The sequence below is a fragment of the Pseudomonas sp. GW821-FHT01E10 genome, from assembly GCF_059422365.1.
The window spans coordinates 764,677-791,186 of the sequence record NZ_JBWKWT010000001.1; the positions used below are offsets into that span (position 1 = coordinate 764,677).

Below are 26,510 nucleotides of genomic sequence, written 5' to 3' on the forward strand. Positions count from 1 at the left end.
GTCCGGATATTCCGACCAAGACCTCACGCTCATTCGAGTTTTCGTACGATTTCTATTCCGTTTTCATCAGGTTACAGCGGCTTTTTCATACATCGCCGAGCGGTGGGTGTGCTTTAGAGTGCCCCCTTGAGCACACACCTGACCTACTCCGAAAAAGGAAATGTACATGCTACGGAATGCAACCACTGACTATCCGATCCTGCTGGTCCACGGGCTCTTCGGCTTTGATCGCATCGGCAAACTCGAACTGTTCCATGACGTCAAACAGGCCCTGAGAAGCGCCGGTGCGAGGGTTTTCATCCCGCACCTGTCGGCGACCCACAGCAATGAAACCCGTGGCGAACAGTTGCTGGTGCAGATCGAACGGGTACTGCAAGGAACCGGTGCAAGCAAAGTCAACCTGATTGGTCACAGCCAGGGCGCACTGGCTGCACGATATGCGGGGGCGCTGGCGCCACAGATGGTCGCTTCAGTGACATCGGTCAGCGGCCCGAACCACGGCTCGGAACTGGCCGACTTCCTGCGCAAGGCGCTGACGCCCGGGCGCCTGCCAGAACAGGTCGCCGGGGCGGTGGCCACCCTGTTCGCCGACTTCCTGTCGTTGCTCAGCGGCAACCGGCACCTGCCGCAGAACGCCATCGCCGCACTCAACGCGCTGACCACCGAAGGCGTTGGTGCCTTCAACGACAAGTACCCTCAAGGGTTGCCGAAAACCTGGGGCGGCAAGGGTCGCGAACTGGTGAACGGCGTACGCTACTACTCCTGGAGCGGCACCCTGCAGGGAAACATCCTCGACGAAGGGCTCTATGCGCTCAACCCGCTGCACGGGTTCCTGCGGGCGTTCTCCCACTACTTCACCACCGAAGCCGAGCAGAATGACGGCATGGTCGGCCGGTTCAGCTCCCATCTGGGTAAAGTGATCCGTTCCGACTATCCGCTGGATCATCTGGACAGCCTCAGCCAGACCACAGGTCAAGTCCGCAAGGGCATCGACCCCATTGACCTGTATGTGCAACATGCCGAACGCTTAAGAAATGCCGGGCTTTAGACAATGCCTTAAGCTGGACGGCATTTTGAGAAGAAATAGCCCTCTGAATCCGGTAGGCTCCGCACTTTACTGAACATTGAATGGAGTATTTTCCCATGGCCAAAGCCACCGCCCGCCACATCCTGGTTTCCAGCGAAGCCAAGTGCAACGAACTCAAGGCCCAGATCGAAGCCGGCGCCGATTTCGCCGAAGTCGCCAAAGCCAACTCCAGCTGCCCATCAAGCCGCCAGGGCGGTGACCTGGGTTCGTTCGGTCCAGGCCAGATGGTCAAGGAATTCGACACCGTGGTTTTCAGCGCGCCAATCAACGTGGTGCAAGGCCCGGTCAAGACCCAGTTCGGTTACCACCTGCTGGAAGTGACCAGCCGTCAGGACTGATCAACCCCTGAGTTTTCTCCACAACGGCCCGCCTTTTGGTGGGCCGTTGTGTTTTCGTTACGTGATACGGCTGGCGAGGGACGCGCCGCTAGCGTACAAATTGTGCTTATCGATCACCCGGCTCTAAGGCTGACAATGCGACTGGCTTTCCCCACTTTACTGTTCACTGCCGTGGCCCTGCTGTTGGGCGCCGCCGGTGTGAGCGCTGCACCGCAACAGGCGTTGACCGTGTACGGTGAACCGGCGAAGTATCCCGCCGGTTTCAGTCATTTCGACTACACCAACCCGCAAGCGCCCAAGGGCGGCACGATGCGTCGCTCGGCGCTGGAAATCGGTCATTTCGACCACATCCTGCCGTACATCGACAAAGGGATTGGCGTCACACAAGTCGATGGCTTGATCTACTCGCCCCTGGCCGTGCGTTCACTGGACGAACCCTACACCGTGTACGGCCTGGTGGCGCAGCAGATGGAGCGTTCCGACGATGGACTGTCCCTGCGTTTCTACCTGAACCCGAAGGCCCGTTTCGCCGATGGCAAGCCGATCACCGCCGAAGACGTGCGCTACACTTTCGACCTGCTGATGACCCAGGGCAGCCTGCGCTATCGCACGCAATTCGCCGACGTCAAAGGCGTCGAAGTGGAATCACCGCAAACCATTCGGTTCGACTTCAAGAGCAACGAAAACCGCACCCTGCCCCTCGACATCGCCACTTTGCCGGTGCTTCCCGAACACTGGTGGAAAACCCGCGACTTCGCCAACGGTGGCGGTTACGAGCCGCCGCTGGGCAGCGGGCCGTACCGCGTGAGCAAGGTCGACTCCGGGCGCAGCATCACCTTCGAGCGTAACGCCGACTGGTGGGCCAGGGATTTACCGGTCAGTCGCGGCCTCTACAACTTCGATCATTTCAGCATCGAGTACTTCGGCGACACCGACGTCGCCCGTCAGGTCCTGCGTGGCGGCGCCTACGACTACAACCGCGAATTCTCCGCCACCGCCTACTCCATCGGCTACGAGAGCCCGGCCTTGCGCGACGGTCGTCTGCAAAAAGCCCACCTGGCAACGCAGGCACCACAACCGTCCCAGGGTTTTGTATTTAACTTGCAAAACCCGATGTTCCAGGACCGCCGCGTGCGCCAAGCGCTGGCCATGCTCTGGGATTTCGAATGGAGCAACCGGCAGATGATGCGCGACCTGTACATCCGCCAGCAGAGTTTCTTTTCCAACACCGACCTCGCCGCCCGACAACTGCCCGACGCGGGTGAGCGGGCGATTCTCGAACCGCTGCGCGGGCAGATCCCCGACGAAGTCTTCACTCAGGTCTTCGAAGCACCGAAAACCGATGGCAGCGGCGTGATTCGCGACAAACAGTTGCAAGCCCTGGACCTGCTCGAACAGGCCGGCTGGAAACCCGATGGCGATCAACTGGTCAACGCCGAAGGTCAACCGCTGAGCTTCACCTTCCTGATCAGCCAGAACGGCATGGACCGATTGCTGCTGCCTTACAAGCGCACCCTGAAACAAATCGGCATCGACCTGAACATTCGTCGCATCGACGCCTCCCAGTACGTCAACCGCCTGATGTCCCGGGACTACGACATGATCGTCACCGGCTACCCGGTCACCAACTCGCCGGGTAACGAGCTGTACAACTACTTTGGCTCGGCAGCGGCCAGCGATCCGGGCTCCAACAACTACATGGTGCTGAAGAACCCGGCGGTCGATACGTTGATCAACGGCCTGGTCCGCGCCAACACCCAGGCCGACATGCTGCGCTACGCCCATGCCCTGGACCGTGTCCTGCAATGGAACTTCTATTGGATTCCCAACTATTACCCGCCCGGCAGTTCGACCGTGTGGTGGAACCGCTTCGGCATTCCCTCTGTACAAGCAAGCAATGACGAAGCCATCGAGAGTTGGTGGGAAGTCAGCTCCACCCCCCTGACCAACGAACAGATGACCGCCGAACTCATCAAGCGCGGCAAATCCGGAGGGTCGCACTGATGTGGGCTTACGTACTGCGGCGCTTGCTGCTGATCATCCCGACTTTAGTGATCATTCTTCTGGTCAACTTCGCCATCGTCCAGGCCGCGCCCGGTGGCCCGGTGGAACAGGCCATCGCGCACTTGCAAGGCATCGGTGGCGCGAGTGTCGGCGGCGGTTCCAGTGAGACCATGCACGGCAGCTCTCGGGCCAGCCGCGGGCTCGATCCGCAGCTGATCAAGGAGATCGAAAAGCAATACGGCTTCGACAAGCCGGCGCCGGAACGCTTGTGGCTGATGCTCAAGAGCTACGCCCACCTCGACTTCGGCAAGAGCTTTTTTCGCGGTGCCACGGTCACCGACCTGATCCTGGATAAAATGCCGGTGACCATTTCCCTCGGGCTCTGGGCGACGTTGATCACTTATCTGGTGTCGATTCCGCTGGGCATCCGCAAGGCCGTGCACCACGGCAGCCATTTCGATATCTGGAGCAGCACCGCGATCATCATCGGTTACGCGATGCCGGCGTTCCTGTTCGCGATGTTCCTGATCGTGGTCTTCGCCGGTGGCACCTCGCTGAACTGGTTTCCGGTGCGCGGCCTGGTCTCGGACAACTTCGATTCGCTGTCGACGGTGGGCAAGATCGCCGATTACTTCTGGCACCTGGTACTGCCGGTAACGGCGCTGGTGGTCGGCGGCTTTGCGACCCTGACCATCCTCACCAAAAATTCCTTCCTCAATGAAATCACCCGCCAGTACGTGGTCACCGCCCGGGCCAAGGGCTTGAGCGAACGCCAGGTGCTTTACGGCCATGTGTTTCGCAACGCCATGCTGCTGGTGGTCTCGGGAATTCCCCAGGCCTTTATCAGCGTTTTCTTCGCCGGCTCGCTGCTGATCGAAGTGATTTTCTCCCTCGATGGCCTGGGTCGCATGAGTTACGAAGCGGCAGTATCGCGGGACTATCCGGTGGTATTCGGTTCGCTGTTCATCTTCACCTTGTTCGGCCTGCTGATAAAAATCATCGGTGACCTGTGCTACACCCTGGTCGATCCGCGTATCGACTTCGCCGCGAGGAACGCCTGATGTTCAAACTCTCGCCGCTGGGCCGTCGCCGTTTTGAACGCTTCAAGAAAAACCGCCGGGGCTGGTGGTCGTTGTGGTTGTTTGTCGGTTTGTTCCTGCTGACCCTGGGCGGCGAACTGATCGCCAATGACCAACCGCTGGTGGTCAGTTATCAGGGCTCGCTGTACTTCCCGGCGTTCAAACACCACACCGAGCAAGAATTCGGCGGCCAGTTGCCGTTTCAGGCCGATTTCCGCAGCGATTACGTGCAGAAGCTGATTCACAAGGGCGACGGCTGGATGCTGTTTGCGCCGATCCCGTTCAGCGACGACACGCCCAATTACGATCTCAATCAACCGGCGCCAAGTCCGCCGTCGAAGGTCAACTGGCTGGGCACCGACGATCAGGCCCGGGACGTGCTGGCGCGAGTGATTTTCGGGGCACGGGTGTCGATCCTGTTTGCGCTGATGCTGACGTTTATCAGCGCCTTGATCGGTATCGCCGCCGGTGCATTGCAGGGCTATTACGGCGGCTGGGTCGACTTGCTTGGTCAGCGCTTGCAGGAAGTCTGGTCGGGGCTGCCCGTGCTGTACCTGCTGATCATTCTGTCGGGCTTCGTCGAGCCGAACTTCTGGTGGCTGTTGGGGATCATGGCGTTGTTTTCCTGGCTGGCCCTGGTGGACGTAGTGCGCGCCGAGTTCCTGCGCGGGCGTAACCTGGAATACGTCAAAGCCGCCCGTGCGTTGGGCCTGACCGACCGCAAGGTGATCGTGCGACACATTCTGCCCAACGCAATGAACGCCACCCTGAGTTATCTGCCGTTCATCCTGACCGGGGCGATATCCACCCTCACGGCGCTGGATTTCCTCGGTTTCGGCATGCCGGCCGGCAGTGCGTCCCTGGGCGAATTGATTGGCCAAGGCAAACAGAACCTGCAAGCGCCGTGGCTGGGGCTGACGGCGTTTTTCACCCTGGCGCTGATTCTTTCTTTGCTGGTGTTCATTGGCGAGGCGTTGCGTGATGCCTTTGACCCTCGTTCTTGAAGCGGACTGGTGAAATGACTGACAACCTGATCGAAATCCGTGACCTCAATGTGGCCTTCAGTGGCCAGACCGTGGTGCGCAACCTATCTCTGGACATTCGCCCCGGCGAATGCCTGGCGCTGGTCGGCGAGTCCGGATCCGGCAAGTCGGTGACCGCCCACTCGATCCTGCAACTGCTGCCCGAAAACGGTACGCAAACCACCGGCAGCATTCGCTATCGCGGCCAGGAATTGATCGGCGCCGACGCTAACGTCTTGCGCGAACTGCGCGGTAACCGGATCGCGATCATATTCCAGGAGCCGATGACCTCCCTCAATCCGCTGCACAGCATCGAGAAACAGATCGGCGAAACCCTGCTGCTGCACAAAGGGCTGGGTGGCAAAGCGGCGCAAGCGCGGATTCTGGAATTACTGCAACTGGTGGGCATCCAGAAGCCCGAAGAGCGGCTCAAGGCCTACCCTCATCAACTGTCCGGCGGCCAGCGACAACGGGTAATGATCGCCATGGCCCTGGCCTGCGAACCGGAATTGCTGATCGCCGACGAGCCGACCACCGCGCTGGATGTGACGGTGCAGCGCAAGATCCTGCGGCTGCTCAAATCCCTGCAACAGCAGCTTGGCATGTCGCTGCTGCTGATCAGCCACGACCTCAATCTGGTGCGCAGCATGGCCCAGCGGGTGTGCGTGATGCACGCCGGGGAAATCGTCGAGCAGGCACCTTGCGAAACGCTGTTCACCGAGCCGAAACACCCATACAGCTGTGTGCTGCTGAACGCCGAACCGGAAGGTGAAGCCCTGCCCCGGGACGAGCGTGAAAACGTGCTGGAAGTGGAGAATCTGCAAGTGCAGTTCACCCTCGGTGGCGGGCTGTTCCAGCGTAAGACGTACCTGCGCGCAGTGGACGGCATCAGCCTGAACGTTCAGCGCGGCAAGACCCTGGGCATCGTCGGTGAGTCCGGCTCAGGCAAGTCCACGCTCGGTCAGGCGATCCTGCGCTTGCTTGATTCCGAAGGCAGCATTCGCTTTCAGGGGCAGGCGTTGGATGGCCTGACGCAAAAGCAACTGCGGCCATGGCGCAAGAAGATGCAGGTGGTATTCCAGGATCCTTTTGGCAGCCTCAGCCCGCGAATGTCCGTGGCGCAGATCATCAGTGAAGGCCTTGAGGTCCATAGCCAGTCCACCCCTGCCCAATGCGAAGCCCAGGTCATCCGGGTGCTGGAAGAAGTCGGCCTCGATCCGCAAAGCCGTCATCGCTACCCGCACGAATTTTCCGGCGGGCAGCGCCAACGCATTGCCATTGCCCGCGCGCTGGTGCTCAAACCGGCGTTGATCCTGCTCGACGAACCGACCTCGGCCCTCGATCGCACGGTGCAAAAACAAGTGGTCGCCCTGCTCCGCCAGCTTCAGGAGAAATATGGCCTGACCTACCTGTTCATCAGCCACGACCTGGCGGTGGTGCGTGCCCTGGCCCACGACATGATCGTGATCAAGGACGGCAAAGTGGTGGAAAGCGGCGCTAGCCACACGGTGTTCGAATCACCGCAACACCCATACACCAAAGAGCTGTTGGCGGCGGCGCATCCGGGGTTGGCATAATCCCTGCGATCTTTTGATCTTGATTTCCAAAAATGGACACTCCGATGAACACCACCGAAAGCCTCAAGGACTACCAGCGCGTTCGCACCCTGGCGATCCGCTCGCTGTTCGAGATCATCGAGCAATCGAGCGAAGGCACGGTGATTGTCGACCGCGATGCGAACATTGTCTGGATGAACGAGCGCTATGCCCGGCGATTCGGCCTGGAGTCGGCCGCAGGCGCCATCGGCAGGGCCTGTGAAAGCGTGATCCCCGGCAGCCTGTTGCGCGAGGTGGTGCGTACCGGACGGCCGATTCTGCTGGACATGCAAGACACCCCCAAGGAACCGCTGGTGGTGATGCGCCTGCCGATTCACGACGATGCCGGCGCGGTGATCGGCGCCATCGGTTTTGCCCTGTTCGACGAATTGCGCAGCCTGTCGCCAATGCTCAAGCGCTACCTGAGCATGCAGGAAGAACTGGCGTCCACCCGCTCGCTGCTGCGAGCGCGACAGACCAAGTACAACTTCGCGCACTTCATCGGCACCAGCGCCGCCAGCCTCGAAGTCAAACGCCGCGCCCGACGCAGCGCCAGTGCAGAGTCGCCGGTGTTGTTGCTCGGTGAAACCGGCACCGGCAAGGAACTGCTGGCCCAGGCGATCCACGGCGCATCACCCCGGGCGCATAAAGCCTTCGTCAGCATCAACAGCGCAGCGATTCCCGAGTCGCTGCTGGAAGCCGAGTTCTTCGGCACCGCGCCCGGCGCGTTCACCGGCGCCGATCGCAAGGGCCGCGCCGGCAAGTTGCAAATCGCCCAGGGCGGCACGCTGTTTCTCGACGAAATCGGCGACATGCCGCTGCCGTTGCAAAGCAAGTTGCTACGGGTGTTGCAGGAGAAGGAATTCGAACCGGTGGGCTCCAACGAGGTGATTCAGAGTGATGTGCGAGTGATCGCCGCCACCTCCACCGATCTGGTGGCGGCGATCAAACGCGGCGAGTTTCGCGCCGATCTGTATTACCGCCTCAATGTGCTGCCGATCCAGGTCCCGCCCCTGCGTGATCGCCTCGACGACCTGCCGGCCCTCAGTGAAGCGATCCTTGAGGAACTGCGCAGCCAGCACGAATTGAACCGCGAAGCCCTGGATTTGTTGGGGCAACACGCCTGGCCGGGGAACATTCGTGAACTGCGCAACGTGCTGGAGCGGGCGGCGTTGCTCAGTGATGACTTGATGCTGAACGCGGCGGATATCCGCGCGGCGATTGGCAGCTTTACCCCGGTGGAGCGTGCGGCGCCTCTGCCCCTTGAGCCGATTGCCCATGAAACCTTCAGTGAGGCTCGCGAACGGTTTGATCGGCAGTTGATTGAATCGACCCTCGCGCAATGCGGTGGGAAGGTAATCGAAGCGGCGGCGCGGTTGGGGCTGGGGCGGTCGACGCTGTACAAGAAGATGGCGGCGCTGGGGATTGCTGAGTCTCTATAAAGAGACATGCATCTCTATTGGTAGATAGGGCCTCTTCGCGGGCAAGCCTCGCTCCTACGGGTCGTGCAATTTCGTAGATAACCACACTCCCGTAGGAGCGAGGCTTGCCCGCGAAAGCGTCAGCACAATCGCCAGAAATCTCAATACAGAGACAAAAATCACCAAAATCACTTCACAAACAAATAATCTCCTTATATTTCAATAGCTTAGATAGCTGGCACGAAAGCCGCTATAGCCCTCCCACCAAGCTTCACCCTACAAAAATAACAATCCTGGAGAGACACACCATGAGTGTGATCATTGCCTTGGCAGCCCTCGCGCTGCTGATGGTGGCTGCTTACCGTGGCTACAGCGTTATCCTCTTTGCCCCGATCGCCGCCCTCGGCGCCGTCCTGTTCACCGACCCTTCCGCCGTAGCCCCCGTCTTCACCGGGGTGTTCATGGAAAAGATGGTCGGCTTCGTCAAACTGTATTTCCCGGTGTTCCTGCTCGGCGCGGTGTTCGGCAAGCTGATCGAGTTGTCGGGATTCTCCCGCTCCATCGTCGCGGCGGCGATTCGCTTGCTCGGCACCCGTCAGGCGATGCTGGTGATCGTGCTGGTCTGCGCCCTGCTCACGTACGGCGGTGTGTCGCTGTTTGTGGCGGTGTTTGCGGTGTACCCGTTTGCCGCCGAGATGTTCCGCCAGAGCAATATTCCCAAACGCCTGATCCCGGCGACCATCGCCCTCGGCGCGTTCTCGTTCACCATGGACGCCCTGCCTGGCACGCCGCAGATCCAGAACATCATCCCCAGCACCTTCTTCAACACCACCGCCTGGGCGGCGCCGTGGCTGGGAGTGATCGGCACGATTTTCGTGTTCAGTGCCGGCATGCTGTTTCTGCAGCGCCAGCGCAACAAGGCCCAGCGCACGGGTGAAGGTTACGGTTCAGAACTGCGCAACGAACCGGAAACCGCACCGGACATCAAACTGCCCAACCCGTGGATCGCGCTGTCGCCGCTGTTGATGGTGGGCCTGATGAACCTGCTGTTCACCCGTTGGATTCCTGTGTGGTACGGCAAGACCCACAGCCTCTCGCTGCCGGGCATGGCCGTTCCGGTGACCACCGACATCGCCAAGCTGACGGCGATCTGGGCGGTCCAGGCAGCCTTGCTGGTGGGCATCGTCATGGTGCTGGTGTTCGGTTTTCAGGCTATTCGCGGCCGGTTGGCCGAAGGCAGTAAAAGTGCGGTCAGCGGCGCATTGCTGGCAGCGATGAATACTGCATCGGAATACGGTTTCGGGGCGGTGATCGCCTCGTTGCCAGGTTTTCTGGTGCTGGCCGACTGGCTCAAGAGCATTCCCAACCCGTTGGTCAATGAAGCGATCACTGTGACCTTGCTGGCCGGCATCACCGGCTCGGCGTCAGGCGGGATGAGCATCGCTTTGGCGGCGATGTCCGAGAGTTTCATCAGCGCTGCCCACGCCGCCAATATTCCCCTGGAAGTGCTGCATCGGGTCGCGGCGATGGCCAGTGGCGGCATGGACACGCTGCCGCACAACGGCGCGGTGATTACCTTGCTGGCGGTCACCGGGTTGACCCACCGCGAGGCCTACAAAGACATTTTCTGTATTACGCTGATCAAGACACTCGCTGTTTTTGTGGTGATCGGTACTTTCTACGCCACTGGCATTGTGTGAGGTATTCATGACGACTCTTTCGGGCAAGACCGCACTGGTCACCGGTTCCACCAGCGGCATCGGTCTGGGGATCGCCCTGAGCCTGGCCAAGGCTGGCGCCAACCTGATCCTCAACGGTTTCGGCGATGCGTCGACGGTGATCGCTGAGGTCGAGCAATTCGGTGGCAAGGTCGGCCATCACCCGGCCGACGTCAGCGACCCGGCGCAGATCGCCGATATGATCGAGTACGCCGAGCGTGAGTTCGGCGGCGTGGATATCCTGGTCAACAACGCCGGCATCCAGCACGTGGCGGCGGTGGAAGATTTTCCGGTGGAGCGCTGGGACTCGATTATTGCGATCAACCTGTCGTCGGTGTTCCACAGCACCCGCTTGAGCCTGCCGGGCATGCGTACCAAGGGCTGGGGACGCATCATCAACATCGCTTCGGTGCACGGCCAGGTCGGTTCGGTGGGTAAAGCGGCGTATGTCGCGGCCAAGCATGGCGTGATCGGCCTGACCAAAGTGGTCGGCCTGGAAACCGCCACCACCAACGTTACCTGCAACGCCATTTGCCCAGGCTGGGTGCTGACGCCGCTGGTGCAGAAGCAGATTGATGATCGCGCCGCGACCGGGATTGACCCGCAGCAGGCGCAACACGATTTGCTGGCCGAGAAACAGCCCTCCCTGGAATTCGTGACGCCGCCGCAGCTGGGTGAGTTGGTGCTGTTTTTATGCAGCGAAGCCGGTAGCCAGGTGCGTGGCGCAGCGTGGAATATAGATGGTGGGTGGTTGGCGCAGTAGCCTGCCGCCGGCCCCTGTGGCGAGGGAGCTTGCTCCCGTTCGGCTGCGAAGCAGTCGTAAATAGGTTTTGGGACAGCTGCGCTGTCCAGCGGGAGCAAGCTCCCTCGCCACAAAAGCCTGTGTGTGATGCATAAACAAGAAGAGGCCAAGCCATGTCCGACATCCTCTGGCAACCCGGCACCGAGCGCATCGGCAAGAGCCGCATGGAGGCCTTCCGGCGTTTCGTCAATCAGCGACACACCCTTGGGATCGCCGACTACCCTGCCCTGCACCAATGGAGCATCGACCAGCGTGAAGCCTTCTGGCAGGCCATCGTCGATTTCTTTGACATCCGTTTTCACGATCAGCCAGACGCGGTGCTGATCGAAGGCGCGCAAATGCCCAGCGCGCAGTGGTTCCCCGGCGCTACCTTGAACTTCGCCGAACACCTGCTGCGCCGTCGTGACGATGCCGTGGCCGTGGTCGCCATTGGTGAAAGCGGCCAACGGGAACAGCTGACCTGGGCCGAACTGGCAAGTCACGTCGCCGGTTTTCAAAATAGCCTGAAAGCCGCCGGTGTCGGCCTCGGCGACCGCGTGGCAGCGTGTATGCCGAACACCTGGCAGACCCTGGTGGCCATGCTCGCCACCACCAGCCTGGGTGCAATCTGGTCCTGTTCTTCACCGGACTTCGGCACCCACGGGGTGATCGATCGCTTCGGCCAGATCGAACCGAAAGTGCTGATCACCTGCGCCGGTTACCGCTACGCCGGCAAAGAGATCGACCAGACCACCAAGGTCAATGAAATCCTCGGACAGTTGCCGTCCTTGCAGCAATTGATTGTTGTGCCTTATGCGCGTCCTCAAGCGCGCATCGAGGATTTCCGCTGCCAGGCCAACGTGACGCTGTGGGACGATTTTTACGACCCGGGCGGCGAGCCGCAATTCGTTCCCGTGCCTTTCGCCCATCCGCTGTACATCCTCTACTCCAGCGGCACCACCGGCGTACCGAAGTGCATTGTGCACGGCACCGGCGGCGTGCTGCTGCAACACGTCAAGGAACATGGCCTGCACACCGACCTCGGTGCCGGTGACCGTTTGTTCTACTACACCACCTGCGGCTGGATGATGTGGAATTGGCTGGTCTCGGCGTTGGCCGTCGGCAGCGCCGTGGTGCTGTATGACGGCTCGCCGTTTCATCCAGGGCCGGAGCGCTTGATCGACCTGATCGACGACGAACGCCTCAATGTCTTCGGCACCAGCCCGAAATTCCTCACAGCGCTGGAAAGCAACGGCTTGAAGCCGTGCGAAAGTCATGATCTGAGCAGCCTGAGAACCATCCTGTCCACCGGCTCGGCGCTGTCGCCGCAAAGCTTCGATTACGTCTACCGCGCGTTCAAGTCCGACCTGTGCCTGTCTTCGATGTCCGGTGGTACCGATATCGTTTCGTGCTTTGTGATTGGCAACCCGGTCCTGCCGGTGCGCCGTGGTGAGATGCAATGCAAGAGCCTGGGCATGGCGGTCGAAGTGTGGAACGACGATGGCAAGCCTGTGATCGGTGAAAAAGGCGAACTGGTGTGCACCCGACATTTTCCGGCCATGCCCATCGGCTTGTGGAACGACCCGCAACAGGAAAAGCTGCGCGCTTCGTATTTCAGCCTGTTCCCCGGCGTCTGGGCCCAGGGCGATTACGCCGAGCAACTGCCCCATGGCGGCATGCTGATCCACGGCCGCTCCGACGCGGTGCTCAACCCCGGCGGCGTACGCATCGGCACGGCGGAAATCTACCGTCAGGTGGAGAAAATCCCGCAGGTGCTGGACAGCGTCGCCATCGGTCAGCAATGGCAGGATGACGTGCGAGTGGTGCTGTTCGTGCGCTTGCGCGAAGGCGTCGAGCTGGACGAAACGCTGCAACAACAGATCCGCCAGGTCATCCGCGCCAACACCACGCCACGGCATGTGCCGGCGAAGATTGTCGCGGTGACGGACATTCCGCGGACCATCAGCGGCAAGGTGGTCGAGTTGGCGGTGCGCAACGTGGTGCATGGCCAGAAGGTGAAGAACACCGATGCACTGGCCAACCCCGAAGCCCTGGAGCAATTTCGAAACCGCCCCGAACTGAACGACTGACGCCGTAGATCTACTGTGGGAGCAAACCCGCTCCCGCATTTTTGAACAGCGTCGTCCCCTTCAGTCCATCAGCCCCCATTCACCCGGCGGCGTATGGGGGCCGGGTGTTGCCTCGGCGTGCATTTTCAGGCGCAAGCGCAGATTGTTCACCGAATCAGCATGTTTCAACGCCTCTGCCTCATCGATTGCGCCCTCGGCAAACAGCGCGAACAGCGCCCCGTCAAACGTCTGCATTCCCACCTCTGAAGACTTCTCCATGATCCCCTTGAGTTCGCCAAACTCATTGCGCCGGATCAGGTCGCCGATGGTTGGTGTGCCCAGCATCACCTCCACCGCCGCCCGGCGCTGCCCGTCGCGGGTACGTACCAGACGCTGGGACACAAACGCCTTGAGGTTGTTACCCAGGTCGTTGAGCAACTGCCCCCGGCGCTCTTCGGGAAAGAAGTTAATCACCCGATCCAGCGCCTGATTGGCGTTGTGCGCATGCAACGTGGAAATCACCAGATGACCGGTATCGGCAAACGCCAGCGCATGTTCCATAGTCTCGCGGTCACGGATTTCGCCGATCAACACCACGTCCGGTGCCTGGCGCAACGTGTTTTTCAGCGCAGCGTGGAAACTGCGGGTATCGACGCCGACCTCGCGCTGATTGACGATCGACTTCTTGTGCCGATGGATAAACTCGACCGGGTCTTCGATAGTGATGATATGGCCACTGCTATGGCGGTTGCGGTAATCGATCAGCGCTGCCAGCGAGGTCGACTTGCCCGAGCCGGTCGAACCGACAAACAGCATCAGCCCTTGTTTGAGCATCACGGTTTCGAGCAGCACCGGTGGCAAGTTGAGGTCTTCGAAGCGTGGAATGTCGAGCTTGATGTTGCGCGCCACGATGGACACATCATTGCGCTGCTTGAAGATATTGAGCCGGAAACGCCCGACCCCGGGCAGGGAAAGTGCCAGGTTCATTTCCAGGTCCCGATCGAACTCCAGGCGCTGTTCGGCGTCCATGATGGACGCGGCAATGGCCGCCACTTCTCCCGGCTTGAACGGTTGATCGGTCAGGGCTTTGAGCACACCGTCAAATTTCGCGCTGGGTGGCGCGCCCGTGGACAGGTAAAGATCGGAGCCATGGCGGCTGGCCAGAATCTGCAACAGTGCATCGATTTCCATGGCAAAAAGCACCCGCGAAGCATTCAATGAAAAAAATGACCCCATGCGGGTCATCCAGCGTCTACCGCCTTGCAAGGATAGTAGACGCCGCCACACTGACTCATGCGCAGGACATGTAGATGAACGCACCACCGACCGCCAGCGATGCCCAGGCCTTGATTGCCCGACTGGACTGGACAAACAACCCGCTGGGCGCCGCCGAAAACTGGCCGCAGAGCCTGCGCACCGCGGTGGACATCGTGATCCACTCGCCAATGCCGATGCTATTGCTGTGGGGCCCGCAGCTCACCCAGATCTACAACGACGGCTTCGCCTTCCTCGCCGGCAGCAAACACCCTCACGCTTTCGGACAACCGACGCACCAGATCTGGCCGGAACTCAAAGACTTTACCGACCCGATTTACAGCGCCGTCCTACAGGGTCAGGTGCGGACCTACAGCGAACAGCGCTTCACCTTGCAACGCGACGGTCGGGATTCCGACTTCTGGCTGGATTTGACCTACAGCCCCATTCGCAATGAAAGCGCCGAGGTTGCCGGGATTCTGGTCACGGCCATCGAAACCAACGAACGCCGCCGCATCGCCCTCGAACTGGAACAACGCTCCGCCGCCAGCCTCAAGGCCCAGCAAGACACCGAGCAGCGCCTGCAACTGGCACTGGCCGCCACCGATGCCGTCGGCACCTGGGACTGGGACATTGGCGAAGACCGTTTCATCGCCGATGCGCACTTCGCGCAATTGCATGGCGTCGATCCGGCCATGGCCAGCCAGTTGCCGATCAGCGAATACCTCCACGGCGTGCACCCGGAAGACCGCGCCATGATCGCCCGCAGCATCAAGCACTGCATCACCCATGGCAGCGAGTACGCCGAGGAATATCGCTTGCTGCAAGCCGATGGCCAGTTGCGCTGGGTGTTTGCCCGGGGTCGTTGCTACAAGGACCACCATGGCCGGCCGATCCGCTTTCTCGGCGCCGCGCTGGACCTGACCGAACGCAAACACATCGAACAGGCCTTGCGCCAAAGCCAGACCGAGCTGCAACTGATCATCAACGCGATGCCGATCCTGATCAGTTATGTGGACCGCGAAGAGCGCTTTCGCCTGAACAATGCCGCCTATCTGGAATGGTATGGCCTCACGCCCCAGGAGCTTTACGGCCGCACCATTCGTGAAGTGCTTGGCGATGAAGCCTATGCCCTGCGCGCCGAATACATCGCCGAGGCGCTGAAAGGCAAGACCTGTTGTTTCAGCATCAGCGCCGATCACCGCGATGGCAGCACCCGCCAGGCCCTGATGAACTACCTGCCACGCCACGGCGCAGACGGCGCGGTGAATGGTTTCTACATCTTCGTGATCGACGAGACCGAGCGCAAACAGACTGAAGAGGCGCTGCGCAACCTCAACGAAACCCTGGAAGAACGCGTGAGCGCTCGCACCCAACAACTGGCCGAAGCCAACCAGCGACTGCAGAACGAGATGTTCGAGCGTGAGCGTGCCGAAGACGCCTTGCGCCATGCGCAGAAAATGGAAGCGGTCGGCCAGCTCACCGGCGGCATCGCCCATGACTTCAACAACATGCTCACCGGGATCATCGGCAGCCTCGATTTGATGCAGCGCTACATCGCCGATGGGCGCGCGGCCGAGATCGGTCGCTTCACCGAAGCGGCGGTGTCCTCGGCCCATCGCGCCGCCGCCCTGACCCATCGGTTGCTGGCATTCTCAAGGCGTCAGTCACTGGATCGCAGGCCACTGGACGCCAACCAGCTGGTGCATTCCCTGGAAGACTTGCTCAGCCGGACCAAGGGCGATCACATCGAGCTCAAACTGAAGCTGGCCGATGAGGTCTGGCCGGTCAGTACCGATGTCAGCCAACTGGAAAACGCCTTGCTCAACCTCGTGATCAACGCCCGGGATGCGATGCCCGATGGCGGCGAGTTGTTGATCGAAACCGCCAATGTTCACCTCGACGGCAGCGACGTCACTCCGCTGGAGCCAGTCAGGGCCGGGGATTACCTGATGATTGCCGTCAGCGACAACGGTGCCGGCATGACCCCATCAGTACTGGCCAAGGCCTTCGATCCGTTCTTCACCACCAAACCCATCGGCCAGGGCACCGGCCTTGGGTTGTCAATGATCTATGGTTTCGCCCAGCAGTCGGGCGGGCACGTCAGCCTGCACAGCCGGCCTGGCCAGGGCACCAGCGTTCGCCTGTATTTGCCACGGTTGCACGTCGCCCTGCCGGAACACGCGCAGCTGCCGGTCACCGGCGAAGCACCGCCAGCGGTTGCCGGTGAAACCGTGGTGTTGGTGGAAGACGATCCGGCGGTGCGCATGCTGGTGCTCGACCTGCTCAAAGAGTTGGGTTATCACGCCCATGAAGCCGAAGATGCGCAGAGCGCCCTGCCCTTGCTGGAGTCCGACCTGCGGGTCGATCTGCTGGTAACCGACGTCGGGCTGCCGGGCATGAACGGTCGGCAACTGGCGGAAATCGCTCGTCAGCACCGCCCGGAGCTCAAAGTGCTATTCATTACCGGTTATGCCGAGAAAGCCGCCGAACGCCAGGGCTTCCTGGAGGAAGGCATGGACATGGTGGCCAAACCCTTTTCCATGGACCTGTTGGCCAACAAGATTCGCACGATGATCGGCCAAGCCGGCTGAGTTAAGGCATAATCGCGCGCCCCACGCTGGCACCAACATAGCCACCACCGTTGCAAGGTACGCCCAATGAAAGCCCAAGCCCGCCATATTCTGGTGAAAACCTCGGAAGAAGCCGAGCAGCTCAAACAACGCATCGCCAAGGGCGAAGCCTTCGATGTGCTGGCCAAGAAATACTCCACCTGCCCGTCCGGCAAACGCGGTGGGGATCTTGGCGAAGTGCGGCCCGGGCAGATGGTCGGGGCGATCGATGCGGTGATCTTCAAAAAACCGCTGCGGGTGGTGCATGGGCCGATCAAGAGCAAGTTCGGGTATCACCTGGTGCAGGTGTTTTACCGGGACTGATCGGTTGGCTCGATGTACAGGGTGAGGCTTGCCTGTGGCGAGGGAGCAAGCTCCCTCGTCACAAAAAATCACAGCATCCCCCAAAGATTGCATTTCAATCTTTGGGGATCAGTGCCCCCGGCACTTGAATCACCCGACTCGCCAAGCGATGCCCCGCTTCAGCAGCCTCGACCGGGCTCCCACCCTTGAGGCGGCAAGCCAGATACGCCGCGCTGAACGAATCTCCCGCCGCCGTGGTGTCCACCACCCGTTCGACCACTTGCGCCGGCACTTCGAACGACTCGCCGTCACAGCGAATCAGACACGCCTCGGCACCGCGCTTGAGCACCACTTCGGGCGTGCCCATCTGCTCGTAAGCGGCAAACACCGCCGCGCAATCGGAAAAGTGGAACAGCGCCTGCTCGTCATCAACCGTCAGCAACGCCAGGTCGACATAGGGCAACACTTCGCGATAAGCCGCTCGTGCGTCCTCGACCGAAGCCCACAGGCGTGGTCGATAATTGTTGTCGAACACGATCCGCACATCCCGCTGTCGGGCTTCGATCAGGGTGTCCAGCAGTTTCTCCCGGCCCTGTTCACCGAGCACCGCCAGGGTAATGCCGCTGAAATACAGCACGTCGTAATCCGGCAGCGCTGCCAGGATCGGCGCGGCCGCCGGGGTGGTAAAGCAATCGCGCACGGCCGCTTCATTGCGCCAGTAGAGAAAACGCCGCTCGCCGGCCGCGTCGGTCTGGATGCAATACAGACCGGGCAAGCGACCGGGCAAACGCTGGACCATGCCCAGGCCGATGTGTTCGCTGGCCCAGCTCTGGCACATCGCATCGCTGAAACTGTCATCACCCAGGGCAGTGACGTAATCCACCGTGCCGCCATCGCCCAGTTCACGGGCCAGATAGACCGCGGTGTTCAGGGTATCGCCGCCGAAGCTCTGTTGCAGAGAGCCGTCGGCGCGCTGCTGCAGTTCGATCATGCACTCGCCGATCAGGGCGATGCGCGGGATGTTGGGGCCCAGAGGGCTGATGTTGTTCATGTTGTGGGGGCTCTTAGAAACAGGTTTCCATGGTTTCGATGACATTCAGCTGCTCATCCACCAGACACCCGATACGCCACTTGTCGAACGTCAAACACGGGTGCGAAGTCCCGAACGAAATGATATCGCCCACCCGCAACTCAACTCCCGGCGCCACGGTCATGAATGCGTGCTGGTCCATCACCGCCGTCACCTTGCAGGCACTCACATCATCGCCGGTCGCCGGCACCACGCCGGCCTTGTAACGCAGCAACGGCACCGGCAAACCGGCGTCGTAGGCCACGTCGCGCTTGCCCAGGGCGATCACCGCAAAACCCGGTTCGGGCAACGACTGCACATGCGCCCAGACTTCCAGCGCCGGGCGCAAACCTTCGTGCAGGTCGCTGCGACGGTCGAGCACGCAGCATTGCGCTTCTTTGTAGATGCCATGGTCGTGGGCCACGTAACTGCCGGGGCGCAGCACGCTGAGGAAACGCCCGCCGGCATTCTGCGCTTCGAACGACTCGGCGATCAGGTCGTACCACGCCGACCCCGACGCGGTGATGATCGGCTTGGCAATCGCGAACGCGCCACTGTCCTGCAACTGCACCGCCAGACGCACCAGGGAGGCGGCGAACTCGCGGATGCCGCTCACCGCATGATCACCGTGAATCACCCCTTCGTAGCCCTCGATGCCGGTCAGCGCCAACGCCGGTTGAGCGTTGATAGCCTTGGCCAGCGCCAGCACTTCGGCTTCGGTGCGGCAACCGCAACGACCGCCGACCACGCCGTACTCGATCATCACGTTCAGGCGCACGCCCCGCGAGGCGAAAAACGCGCCGAGGTCGGCGACGTTATCCGGGTGATCGACCATGCAATAGAAATCGAAAGTCGGGTCAGCCAGCAGGTCGGCGATCAACGCCATGTTCGGCGTGCCAACCAGTTGATTGGCCATCAGCACCCGGCGCACGCCATGGGCGTAAGCCGCGCGGGTTTGCGTGGCACTGGCCAGGGTGATGCCCCAGGCACCGGCGTCCAGTTGGCGACGAAACAGCGCCGGGGTCATGCTGGTTTTACCGTGAGGTGCCAGTTCCGCGCCGCTGTGGCTGACGAAGTCCTGCATCCAGCGAATGTTGTGTTCCAGCGCGTCGCGGTGCAGCACCAGCGCCGGCAGACTGACGTCCCGCACCAGGTTGGCGCCGGTCTGGGCGGCGCCCTTTTCCACGGCGGCGGTATTGATGGCAGTAGACATGGTCGATCTCCTCACACACGGCCGCAGGCAGCCGCTGTTATTCGTTGATACGCCGGGCGAGGCTGTTGGCGCTGTCGATCAGCACCCGGCGATAGTCGTTGTAATTGTTCTTCGCATCGGCCCGTGGGGCGACGATGCACAGGGTCGCGATGGCCACGCCGCTCGGGTCTTTGACCGGGGCGGCGAAGCAATGGGTAAAGGTGTCGGCGACGCTGTCGAAGGAAAAGAATCCGTCGATGGCGGCCTGGCGGATTTCCTCAAGAAACTGCTCCAGTGGCAGGCGTTCGCCGTCGGGCAGGATGAAGTCGTCGGGGTCGATCAAATCAACAATTTGCTGATCGCTCAGGTGCGCCAGCAGCAGGCGCCCGGAAGCGGTCCAGGGGATCGGCGCGTTTTCGCCGATGTCCGAGGAAATGCGAAAATGCCGCTCACCCTCTTTCATCAATGCCACGGTGTATTTGCGCCCGTTGAGCAGGCACATCTGCGCGGTTTCGCGGGTCTGGCTGACGATTTCCTGCAAGGCGTGATCGGCCTCGCGGGACAGGTCGAAATGACGCAAATGCGCCTGTCCGAGGAAGTACAGCTGACGACCGAGGTAAACGTGACCTTCCTTGCCCACGGGTTCGAGGATGCGCCGCTCCAATAAGGACGCAACCAGTTCGTAGACCGTGGATTTCGGGCTGCCGATGCCGCTGGCGATTTCGTTCGGGCGCAGGGGCTGGCCGATTTCCTTGAGGAAATCGAGAATGTCGAACGCCCGGTCCAGACCGCGAGCCCGGCGCTTGATGGTGTCTTCGGTCATATCTTCAGGTTCCCATTCAGAGTGCCGGGAGTTTACCCAGAAGGCCGCCTTCGCGGGCAAGCCTCGCTCCTACAGGATTTCGCCGTTTGTAGGAGCGAGGCTTGCCCGCGAAGAATTCACTGCGGTTCAGGCCTTTTTCTTGTACGCGATGCAATCAATCTCGACCTTGCAATCGACCATCATGCTCGCCTGCACGCAGGCCCGGGCTGGGGCGTGTTCGCTTTTGAAGTACTCGGAAAACACCTTGTTGAAACTCCAGAAGTCCCGCGGGTCTTCCAGCCACACGCCCGTGCGCACCACGTCTTCGAGCCCGTAACCGGCCTCTTCCAGAATCGCGATCAGGTTTTTCATGGTTTGGTGAGTCTGCTCGACAATCCCGCCCACGATGATTTCACCATCCACCGCCGGCACTTGGCCGGACACGTGCAGCCAGCCATCGGCTTCGACGGCGCGGGCAAAAGGACGGGGCTGGCCGCCACCGGCGGTGCTGCCGGTGCCGTAACGAGTAATGCTCATGGGTGTTTCTCCTGATTAAAAAGTGAAGGCTTAAAAGCGGGTGCTCTTGAGAAATTCCGCCAGTCGCGGCGACTGCGGGCGCTCGAACAGTTCCTTGGGCGGCCCCTGCTCTTCGATCCGCCCCTGATTCATGAATACGATCTTGTCCGAGACCTCGAAGGCAAAGCGCATTTCGTGGGTCACCAGCAGCATGGTCATGCCATCCTCGGCCAGGCCCTTGATCACGTTCAGCACTTCGCCCACCAGTTCCGGATCGAGGGCCGAGGTGACTTCATCGAACAGCATCAAACTCGGGTTCATCGCAATCGCCCGGGCAATCGCCACGCGCTGTTGCTGACCACCGGACAACTGACCGGGGTAATGATCGCGGCGCTCCAGCAGGCCGACCCGCTCCAGCCATTTCTCCGCCAGTGCTACCGCCTCGTCCTTGTGCAACTTTTTCACCTTGAGCAAACCGAGGGTGACGTTCTGCAACGCGGTGAGGTGCGGGAACAGATTGAATTGCTGGAAAGCCATGCCGGTCATGGCGCGATGGCGGGCGATGACTTCTTCCGGGTGGCGCACGCGCTTGCCGTTGACCTCGTCATAGCCAATGGATTCACCGTCGAGCAGAATCTGCCCGCCCTGGAACTCTTCGAGCATGTTCACGCAGCGCAGCAGCGTGGTCTTGCCCGAGCCGCTGGAGCCGATCAGCGTGACCACATTGCCGCGCTGCATGGTCAGGTCGACACCCTTGAGCACTTCGAGCGGGCCGTATTGTTTGTGCAGGCCGCGGATGTCCAGCAGCGCTTGGTTCTGGGTCGAAACTTGAGCTTGTGTCATGGCAAGGCCACCCGCTTTTCAATGTGCCGGCCGAGTAATTCGATGGCGTAGTTGATGACGAAAAACAGCAATCCGGCGAACAGGTAAAACTCCAGGGTCATGAAGGTCCGGGCGATGATCTGTTGAGTACTGAGCAGCAGCTCGGCGACGCCGATCACCGACAACAAGGTCGACGCCTTGACGATCTCGGTGGACGAGTTGACCCAGGTCGGCAAGATCTGCCGCAACGCCTGGGGCAACAACACATAACCCAGTGCCTGGTAAAACGTCAGGCCGATGGCCTTGCTCGCTTCCATCTGACCGCTGGGCAGCGCTTGCAACGCACCGCGCACGATCTCGGCGACATGGGAACCGCAAAACAGCGTCAGGCCCAAAGTGCCAGCCCCGAAGGCGCTGATCTGCCAGCCCAGTGCCGGCGCCATGTAGAAGCAGGCCAGTACCAATACAAACACCGGCGTGCCGCGAATGATGTCGACGTAGAACCGGAACGGCGCGCGCATCCAGAACGTGCCGTAAGTGAGTACCAGGCCGGCGACGATGCCGACCAGCGTGCCCAGCAAAATCGCCAGGCCCGAGCACTGCACACTGGTCAGGAAGCCCTGCCACAGGACATCCCGGGCCACCCATAACTCATGCAACCAACTGGGGGATTCGTACATGGGGCCTCCTAACGGCGAATCGCCAGACGCTGTTCGAGGTAACGCAGCATCATGGCAATGAGGTAACAGGCCGCAACATAGAGCGCTGTGGTCACCAGCCAGGTTTCGATCACCCGGTAGCTCTCGACATTGATCTTGCGCGCGTAATAGGTCAGCTCCGGCACGGCAATCGCCGCCGCCAGCGAGGTGTCCTTGAACAGCGAAATGAAGTTGTTCGACAGCGCCGGCAGCACATTGCGCAGCATCACCGGCACGGTGATGTACGCCTTGACCTGCCACTCGCCCAAGCCAATCGCCAACCCGGCTTCACGTAGTCCCTTGGGAATGCTCAACAGCCCGCCGCGAAACACTTCGGTCAGGTACGCCCCGGCATACAGCGACAGGGTGATGATGAACGAGGGGATCTTGTCCAGACGAATGCCCAGGCTCGGCAACGCGAAGTAGATCAACAGAATCAACACCAGAATCGGCGTATTACGGATCACCGTCACATACACCGACGCCAGCCCCCGCAATGCGCGGTGCTTCGACAGCAAAGCAAACGCCATCAGCAGGCCGATCACGCAGCCGATGGCGATCGACACCAGCGCCAGCTCAAGACCCAGACCGAGCCCCGCCAGCAAGGTGTCGAAGTCGCGCCACACGGCGGCAAAATTCAACTGATAGTTCATGGTCAGCAGTACCTTGAGCGGGGCGATGTATCACCGCCCCGCTCTCACGGGATCATTTGAATTCGACTGGGAAACCGATTGCAGGTGTAGGCAGGTCGACACCGAACCACTGCTTGAACGACGCCGCGTAAGTCGGGAATTCAACGCCAGTCATGCCTTCATGCAGCACGGTGTTGACGAAGTTCAGCCAGTCCTGGTCGCCGCGTTTGACCGCACAGGCGTAGGTCTGCGGGCTCCAGGCGTAGGTCGGGCTGCGATAACGGCCTGGGTTCTGCACCATCAGGTATTTCACCGACGACTGATCGGTGGCCGCCGCGTCGGCACGGCCGGAGTTCACCGCCTGATACATCAGATCCACGCTGTCGTACTGATCGACCTTGGCCTTGGGCAGCGCCTGATGCACCAGTTCTTCGGCGTACACGTTCTGCAGCACCGCCACGGTCACGCCGTCGGCGGCGGCCCTGAGGTCTTCGATTTCCTTGTACTTGCTGTTGGCCGGCAGCAACAGGCCAACACCTTCACGGTAGTACGGCAGCGTGAACGCGACCTGTTGGGCCCGGCTGGCGGTCACGGTGATGAACTGGCAACTCATATCGACCTTGTCGGTCAGCAGGTTCGGAATCCGCGCATCGGACGACTGCACCACGAACTCGACCTTGCTCGGGTCGTTGAACAACCCCTTGGCCACCATCCGCGCGATATCGATATCAAACCCCTGCAACTTGCCGTCGGCTCCCTGGAAGTGCCACGGCGCGTTGGTACTGCCCGTACCCACGATCAGTTTCCCACGGGCCAGCACGCTGTCGAGCTTGCTGTCTGCCGCTTGAGCGACACCCACGGCAGCGGCCGAAGCCGCGAGTACGAAAACACACGCTTTAAACAAGGAAAGTCGACGATGCATGGCAAGCACTCCAGGGCTGTGTTTATTCCGCTATACCGGAATTTGGTATGTAACAACGGAATAGACAGCAGAAAGTGTGCCACAGGATGTGGGCGGAATCTCGGAGGATTTGAAAAGTGTTTTGAATCAAATGGATGCGCACAGGCGCGAAGAAAGTGTTACGAAAAGACAGCTGGCTGAACGCTACCGTTGGCTACAGGCTGTGTGTGGTTGAGTCACATTGCGGTGCATTGCAGGTCAAAAAGAAGCAGAGCACACCTGTAATTTCTGACAGTAGACCCACCCGCTCGCCTCCTTTAACGTCAAAGGGCCTTCGATAGTCTTTGAAAAGGAGATTTCAATGAGTTCGATGTCCACCCAGTCATTGGATCCGGCCTACCGCAAAGCGCTCAACACTTGGCGCCCGGTGATTCTGTATTTCGGCAACGACCACTGTCCCGCCTGCGAATGGGCCGGACCGGTTTTCCGGGCCATTGCCGAGAAGTACAAAGATCATGCGTGCATCTATATGCTGGATACGAGCAAGTCCCCTCGGCATCCGGAAGTCAAAGGCACACCCACTTTGCTGTTCTACGAGGAGGGGAAGCTGCTGACGAAGCTCAAGGGCATAGGCACCCCGGAAACCCTGGAAGAACATTTCAAAAAGCACATCGGCAAGCTCAGGCCCAAACAGATTGCCCACAAACCCCGCCACGACTTGCCGTGGTTGCAGAGAACCCTCAGCACTTTATGCACTGCGCCTCGGGCACGGGAGCGGTTGAATGCACGTTTGATGAGTAATGCAATGGGCAAATAACTGACCTGTAGCAGCAGCCTTGCGCTGCTCGGCAGCTGCTACAAAAAGTGCCCGCCGGTGTGTTTATCGTCCGGAAAAACGCAGCCGCGACAACATCCGCAGGTCGCCCTCGCGGTAATAGTCATCGGTCCAGCTGTCATCCGCCGCCAACGGCCGGACCTGCTTGAGTTGCAGTTTCTTTGCGAAGTAGCGGAACCGGTAATGTTCGTAGAAGCGCAGCAGTTCCAGCCCGTAACGATCGGCCAGGTCGGTGTCGCCACGGATGATCAGGTAGTTTTCGTCATTGCCGTTGCTGGCCGCGTCACTGAGGTTGTGGCTGCCGCTGATGATGGTCGGTGAATCGCTGGTGAAGTCGACGACGATGGCTTTGGTGTGCACCAGCAGGTTGCCCTTCTGGCCTTTCATGTTTTCCTTGAGCCAGCCCTCCAGGCCGGTGTTGAGCAGCGCGGTGGCGGCGAATTCGGCGGTGCGGTCGGCATGGAAACCGGTGATGTTGCTGACCGTGTTTTGCAGGCCGTAACGCAAGATGTCGTCGTGGGGTTGGCCGAGCAGCGCGTTGAGTATTTTGTCCGGCAAGGTGAATGCGGTGACAAACAGCAGGTCTTTTTTGGCGGCGTTGATGATCTTGATGAACTCACTCAAGTCGCCCTCGCCCGAGCGCGGTGAAAAGCCGGCGAACAGCGGCTGGTCAGGCTGCATCGGATTGTGTTCCGTGAGCCAGTCCCGCGTGGCGCCGACGTCCGTCGGTGTGGCCCAGACCTGCTCGAAGGTTCGCAGGTAAGTGGCGCCGATCCGAGCGTCGTCCAGCACATGCACGACGTTGGCCTGACGGTAGACGCCGTTGGCAGTGAAGTTGGTGCTGCCGCAGAGTACCGCTTCGGGCTGATGCTGCCCCGCCGCATCGAGCCGGCTCAGGACCATGAACTTGTCGTGAAAGATATTGTGGGTGACTCGCCCGCGTTTGTTCGCCGCCGGGATTTTTTCCAGGCTGGCTTCGTTCAGCGCCGTGGTGTCTTCGCCAGGTTGGGCGTGGTACAGGATCCGAACCTTTACGCCACGCTCGAAGGCGGCGTTCACCGCATCGACGATCGCCTGCAGCTGGTATTCATAGATCGCGATGTCCAGCGCCCACTGGCCATCCACGGCACGCTCGATAAACCCGAGCAAGCGTGCGAGCAGACCATTTTCCAGCCATTGGCGCGGCGCATCGGGCCACTCTTCGATGGGCAGTGTCTTGTTGACGCTGAGTAGCGCATCGAGGTCGGCGAATTTGCGCTGGAACGCCTGACTGGCAGCCACTGCCCGGTTGAATATCACGTTCTGCCCCTTGGGCAGGCCATCGTCCGTGGTGACCGTCACTTCCAGGCTTTCACCCAACTGTGGCGCATCGGCAGTGCCATAAGCCAGGTGAACCCGATAATGGATCGTTACACCCGGATTGACCGCGTAATCGGCCCAGCGAAATTTCTGCAAAGGCGCGGCATCGCTGGGGGTGGCGTGAAACTGAGGGAACGTATGATCCTTGCCGGGGAAGGTCAGGCTGTTGAACAGAAACAACCAGGGTTTGTCACCTTGCTGTTTTTCGATGGCAAACCCCAACAGGCCTTTGCGGCGGGGTTCGGCCAGGTCGATGGCCAGCAGCACACCGTTGGTGCCAGCGTAGGCTTTGACGCGGAAATCGTCCTGATCGTTGCGGGCTAGAACGCGCATGGGTCACTCCTGTGATGGGTTTGCTTACAGAGCATAGGGCAGCGATGCGATGGGGCCAGCACTGTCAG

Annotated in this window: 23 protein-coding genes; 13 read left to right on the top strand and 10 right to left on the bottom strand. The window is 60.6% G+C overall.

Annotated features, from left to right (window positions below):
• Window positions 1–166: 166 nt before the first annotated feature.
• The 10 genes from AC07V0_RS03445 (at window position 167) to AC07V0_RS03490 (ending at window position 13,135) form a co-directional block, all read left to right on the top strand.
• Window positions 167–1,048 (top strand): esterase/lipase family protein, encoded by an 882-nt coding sequence (locus tag AC07V0_RS03445; protein WP_018927672.1) that lies wholly within the window; start codon window positions 167–169, stop codon window positions 1,046–1,048.
• 95 nt (window positions 1,049–1,143) lie between these two features.
• Entirely contained in the window at window positions 1,144–1,425 is a 282-nt protein-coding gene (locus tag AC07V0_RS03450) for a peptidylprolyl isomerase (RefSeq protein ID WP_007933754.1), read from the top strand.
• A gap of 135 nt (window positions 1,426–1,560) precedes the next feature.
• Window positions 1,561–3,429 carry an extracellular solute-binding protein gene (locus tag AC07V0_RS03455; RefSeq protein ID WP_192351078.1) on the top strand — a complete coding sequence of 623 codons (1,869 nt, stop codon included), beginning with the start codon at window positions 1,561–1,563 and terminating at the stop codon, window positions 3,427–3,429.
• A complete protein-coding gene (locus AC07V0_RS03460) occupies window positions 3,429–4,490 on the top strand; it encodes a microcin C ABC transporter permease YejB (RefSeq protein ID WP_018927670.1) in 1,062 nt (353 codons plus the stop codon). The genes AC07V0_RS03455 and AC07V0_RS03460 overlap by 1 nt, the downstream gene beginning before the upstream one ends.
• Window positions 4,490–5,512 carry an ABC transporter permease gene (locus AC07V0_RS03465; RefSeq protein WP_258613852.1) on the top strand — a complete coding sequence of 341 codons (1,023 nt, stop codon included), beginning with the start codon at window positions 4,490–4,492 and terminating at the stop codon, window positions 5,510–5,512. The genes AC07V0_RS03460 and AC07V0_RS03465 overlap by 1 nt, the downstream gene beginning before the upstream one ends.
• A gap of 14 nt (window positions 5,513–5,526) precedes the next feature.
• Window positions 5,527–7,107, top strand: a complete 1,581-nt coding sequence (locus AC07V0_RS03470) for an ABC transporter ATP-binding protein (RefSeq protein WP_018927668.1) — start codon at window positions 5,527–5,529, stop codon at window positions 7,105–7,107.
• Between the two features lie 44 nt (window positions 7,108–7,151).
• Window positions 7,152–8,567 carry a sigma-54 interaction domain-containing protein gene (locus AC07V0_RS03475; protein WP_258613851.1) on the top strand — a complete coding sequence of 472 codons (1,416 nt, stop codon included), beginning with the start codon at window positions 7,152–7,154 and terminating at the stop codon, window positions 8,565–8,567.
• Window positions 8,568–8,854: 287 nt separating this feature from the next.
• Window positions 8,855–10,246: a GntP family permease gene (locus AC07V0_RS03480; RefSeq protein WP_495019385.1), complete on the top strand. Its 1,392-nt coding sequence runs from the start codon at window positions 8,855–8,857 to the stop codon at window positions 10,244–10,246.
• 7 nt (window positions 10,247–10,253) lie between these two features.
• A complete protein-coding gene (gene hbdH / locus AC07V0_RS03485; RefSeq protein ID WP_018927665.1) occupies window positions 10,254–11,027 on the top strand; it encodes a 3-hydroxybutyrate dehydrogenase in 774 nt (257 codons plus the stop codon).
• 152 nt (window positions 11,028–11,179) lie between these two features.
• Window positions 11,180–13,135 carry an acetoacetate--CoA ligase gene (locus tag AC07V0_RS03490; protein ID WP_457327016.1) on the top strand — a complete coding sequence of 652 codons (1,956 nt, stop codon included), beginning with the start codon at window positions 11,180–11,182 and terminating at the stop codon, window positions 13,133–13,135.
• A gap of 60 nt (window positions 13,136–13,195) precedes the next feature.
• Here AC07V0_RS03490 and AC07V0_RS03495 read toward each other — a convergent pair whose 3' ends face one another.
• The gene (locus AC07V0_RS03495; RefSeq protein ID WP_086946288.1) at window positions 13,196–14,305 is read right to left on the bottom strand and encodes a PilT/PilU family type 4a pilus ATPase; all 1,110 of its coding nucleotides are present in this window, start codon (window positions 14,303–14,305) and stop codon (window positions 13,196–13,198) included.
• Window positions 14,306–14,424: 119 nt separating this feature from the next.
• On the opposite strand from AC07V0_RS03495, the gene AC07V0_RS03500 reads away from it, so the two are divergent.
• Complete coding sequence (locus AC07V0_RS03500) at window positions 14,425–16,962, top strand: PAS domain-containing hybrid sensor histidine kinase/response regulator (RefSeq protein WP_064617094.1); 2,538 nt, start codon at window positions 14,425–14,427, stop codon at window positions 16,960–16,962.
• Between the two features lie 66 nt (window positions 16,963–17,028).
• A complete protein-coding gene (locus AC07V0_RS03505; RefSeq protein WP_007933743.1) occupies window positions 17,029–17,304 on the top strand; it encodes a peptidylprolyl isomerase in 276 nt (91 codons plus the stop codon).
• A 94-nt stretch (window positions 17,305–17,398) separates the two neighbouring features.
• Here the strand turns inward: AC07V0_RS03505 and AC07V0_RS03510 are convergent, their stop codons facing one another.
• The 8 genes from AC07V0_RS03510 to AC07V0_RS03545 form a co-directional block, all read right to left on the bottom strand.
• Window positions 17,399–18,334: a sugar kinase gene (locus AC07V0_RS03510; RefSeq protein WP_457327015.1), complete on the bottom strand. Its 936-nt coding sequence runs from the start codon at window positions 18,332–18,334 to the stop codon at window positions 17,399–17,401.
• Between the two features lie 13 nt (window positions 18,335–18,347).
• Window positions 18,348–19,565, bottom strand: coding sequence for an amino acid deaminase (locus AC07V0_RS03515; RefSeq protein ID WP_018927660.1), 1,218 nt, complete (start codon window positions 19,563–19,565; stop codon window positions 18,348–18,350).
• A gap of 37 nt (window positions 19,566–19,602) precedes the next feature.
• On the bottom strand, window positions 19,603–20,367 hold the full coding sequence (locus tag AC07V0_RS03520) for an IclR family transcriptional regulator (RefSeq protein WP_258613847.1): 765 nt from the start codon (window positions 20,365–20,367) through the stop codon (window positions 19,603–19,605).
• Window positions 20,368–20,493: 126 nt separating this feature from the next.
• A complete protein-coding gene (locus tag AC07V0_RS03525; RefSeq protein WP_305477914.1) occupies window positions 20,494–20,883 on the bottom strand; it encodes a RidA family protein in 390 nt (129 codons plus the stop codon).
• A 30-nt stretch (window positions 20,884–20,913) separates the two neighbouring features.
• The gene (locus tag AC07V0_RS03530) at window positions 20,914–21,705 is read right to left on the bottom strand and encodes an amino acid ABC transporter ATP-binding protein (RefSeq protein WP_457327014.1); all 792 of its coding nucleotides are present in this window, start codon (window positions 21,703–21,705) and stop codon (window positions 20,914–20,916) included.
• Window positions 21,702–22,364 (bottom strand): amino acid ABC transporter permease, encoded by a 663-nt coding sequence (locus tag AC07V0_RS03535; RefSeq protein WP_018927656.1) that lies wholly within the window; start codon window positions 22,362–22,364, stop codon window positions 21,702–21,704. The genes AC07V0_RS03530 and AC07V0_RS03535 overlap by 4 nt, the downstream gene beginning before the upstream one ends.
• 8 nt (window positions 22,365–22,372) lie before the next feature.
• Complete coding sequence (locus AC07V0_RS03540; RefSeq protein WP_018927655.1) at window positions 22,373–23,035, bottom strand: amino acid ABC transporter permease; 663 nt, start codon at window positions 23,033–23,035, stop codon at window positions 22,373–22,375.
• Between the two features lie 52 nt (window positions 23,036–23,087).
• Entirely contained in the window at window positions 23,088–23,936 is an 849-nt protein-coding gene (locus AC07V0_RS03545; protein WP_018927654.1) for a transporter substrate-binding protein, read from the bottom strand.
• 340 nt (window positions 23,937–24,276) lie between these two features.
• Here AC07V0_RS03545 and AC07V0_RS03550 point away from each other — a divergent pair, with 340 nt between their 5' ends.
• The gene (locus AC07V0_RS03550) at window positions 24,277–24,732 is read left to right on the top strand and encodes a thioredoxin family protein (protein ID WP_086946285.1); all 456 of its coding nucleotides are present in this window, start codon (window positions 24,277–24,279) and stop codon (window positions 24,730–24,732) included.
• 63 nt (window positions 24,733–24,795) lie between these two features.
• Here the strand turns inward: AC07V0_RS03550 and AC07V0_RS03555 are convergent, their stop codons facing one another.
• Window positions 24,796–26,442 carry a phospholipase D-like domain-containing protein gene (locus tag AC07V0_RS03555; RefSeq protein ID WP_457327013.1) on the bottom strand — a complete coding sequence of 549 codons (1,647 nt, stop codon included), beginning with the start codon at window positions 26,440–26,442 and terminating at the stop codon, window positions 24,796–24,798.
• Window positions 26,443–26,510: the final 68 nt, after the last annotated feature.

Coding starts and splice junctions, on each gene's coding strand:
- AC07V0_RS03445 (WP_018927672.1), top strand. CDS start 167: ATGCTACGGAATGCAACCACTGACTATCCGATCCTGCTGGTCCACGGG.
- AC07V0_RS03450 (WP_007933754.1), top strand. CDS start 1,144: ATGGCCAAAGCCACCGCCCGCCACATCCTGGTTTCCAGCGAAGCCAAG.
- AC07V0_RS03455 (WP_192351078.1), top strand. CDS start 1,561: ATGCGACTGGCTTTCCCCACTTTACTGTTCACTGCCGTGGCCCTGCTG.
- AC07V0_RS03460 (WP_018927670.1), top strand. CDS start 3,429: ATGTGGGCTTACGTACTGCGGCGCTTGCTGCTGATCATCCCGACTTTA.
- AC07V0_RS03465 (WP_258613852.1), top strand. CDS start 4,490: ATGTTCAAACTCTCGCCGCTGGGCCGTCGCCGTTTTGAACGCTTCAAG.
- AC07V0_RS03470 (WP_018927668.1), top strand. CDS start 5,527: ATGACTGACAACCTGATCGAAATCCGTGACCTCAATGTGGCCTTCAGT.
- AC07V0_RS03475 (WP_258613851.1), top strand. CDS start 7,152: ATGAACACCACCGAAAGCCTCAAGGACTACCAGCGCGTTCGCACCCTG.
- AC07V0_RS03480 (WP_495019385.1), top strand. CDS start 8,855: ATGAGTGTGATCATTGCCTTGGCAGCCCTCGCGCTGCTGATGGTGGCT.
- hbdH (WP_018927665.1), top strand. CDS start 10,254: ATGACGACTCTTTCGGGCAAGACCGCACTGGTCACCGGTTCCACCAGC.
- AC07V0_RS03490 (WP_457327016.1), top strand. CDS start 11,180: ATGTCCGACATCCTCTGGCAACCCGGCACCGAGCGCATCGGCAAGAGC.
- AC07V0_RS03495 (WP_086946288.1), bottom strand. CDS start 14,305: ATGGAAATCGATGCACTGTTGCAGATTCTGGCCAGCCGCCATGGCTCC.
- AC07V0_RS03500 (WP_064617094.1), top strand. CDS start 14,425: ATGAACGCACCACCGACCGCCAGCGATGCCCAGGCCTTGATTGCCCGA.
- AC07V0_RS03505 (WP_007933743.1), top strand. CDS start 17,029: ATGAAAGCCCAAGCCCGCCATATTCTGGTGAAAACCTCGGAAGAAGCC.
- AC07V0_RS03510 (WP_457327015.1), bottom strand. CDS start 18,334: ATGAACAACATCAGCCCTCTGGGCCCCAACATCCCGCGCATCGCCCTG.
- AC07V0_RS03515 (WP_018927660.1), bottom strand. CDS start 19,565: ATGTCTACTGCCATCAATACCGCCGCCGTGGAAAAGGGCGCCGCCCAG.
- AC07V0_RS03520 (WP_258613847.1), bottom strand. CDS start 20,367: ATGACCGAAGACACCATCAAGCGCCGGGCTCGCGGTCTGGACCGGGCG.
- AC07V0_RS03525 (WP_305477914.1), bottom strand. CDS start 20,883: ATGAGCATTACTCGTTACGGCACCGGCAGCACCGCCGGTGGCGGCCAG.
- AC07V0_RS03530 (WP_457327014.1), bottom strand. CDS start 21,705: ATGACACAAGCTCAAGTTTCGACCCAGAACCAAGCGCTGCTGGACATC.
- AC07V0_RS03535 (WP_018927656.1), bottom strand. CDS start 22,364: ATGTACGAATCCCCCAGTTGGTTGCATGAGTTATGGGTGGCCCGGGAT.
- AC07V0_RS03540 (WP_018927655.1), bottom strand. CDS start 23,035: ATGAACTATCAGTTGAATTTTGCCGCCGTGTGGCGCGACTTCGACACC.
- AC07V0_RS03545 (WP_018927654.1), bottom strand. CDS start 23,936: ATGCATCGTCGACTTTCCTTGTTTAAAGCGTGTGTTTTCGTACTCGCG.
- AC07V0_RS03550 (WP_086946285.1), top strand. CDS start 24,277: ATGAGTTCGATGTCCACCCAGTCATTGGATCCGGCCTACCGCAAAGCG.
- AC07V0_RS03555 (WP_457327013.1), bottom strand. CDS start 26,442: ATGCGCGTTCTAGCCCGCAACGATCAGGACGATTTCCGCGTCAAAGCC.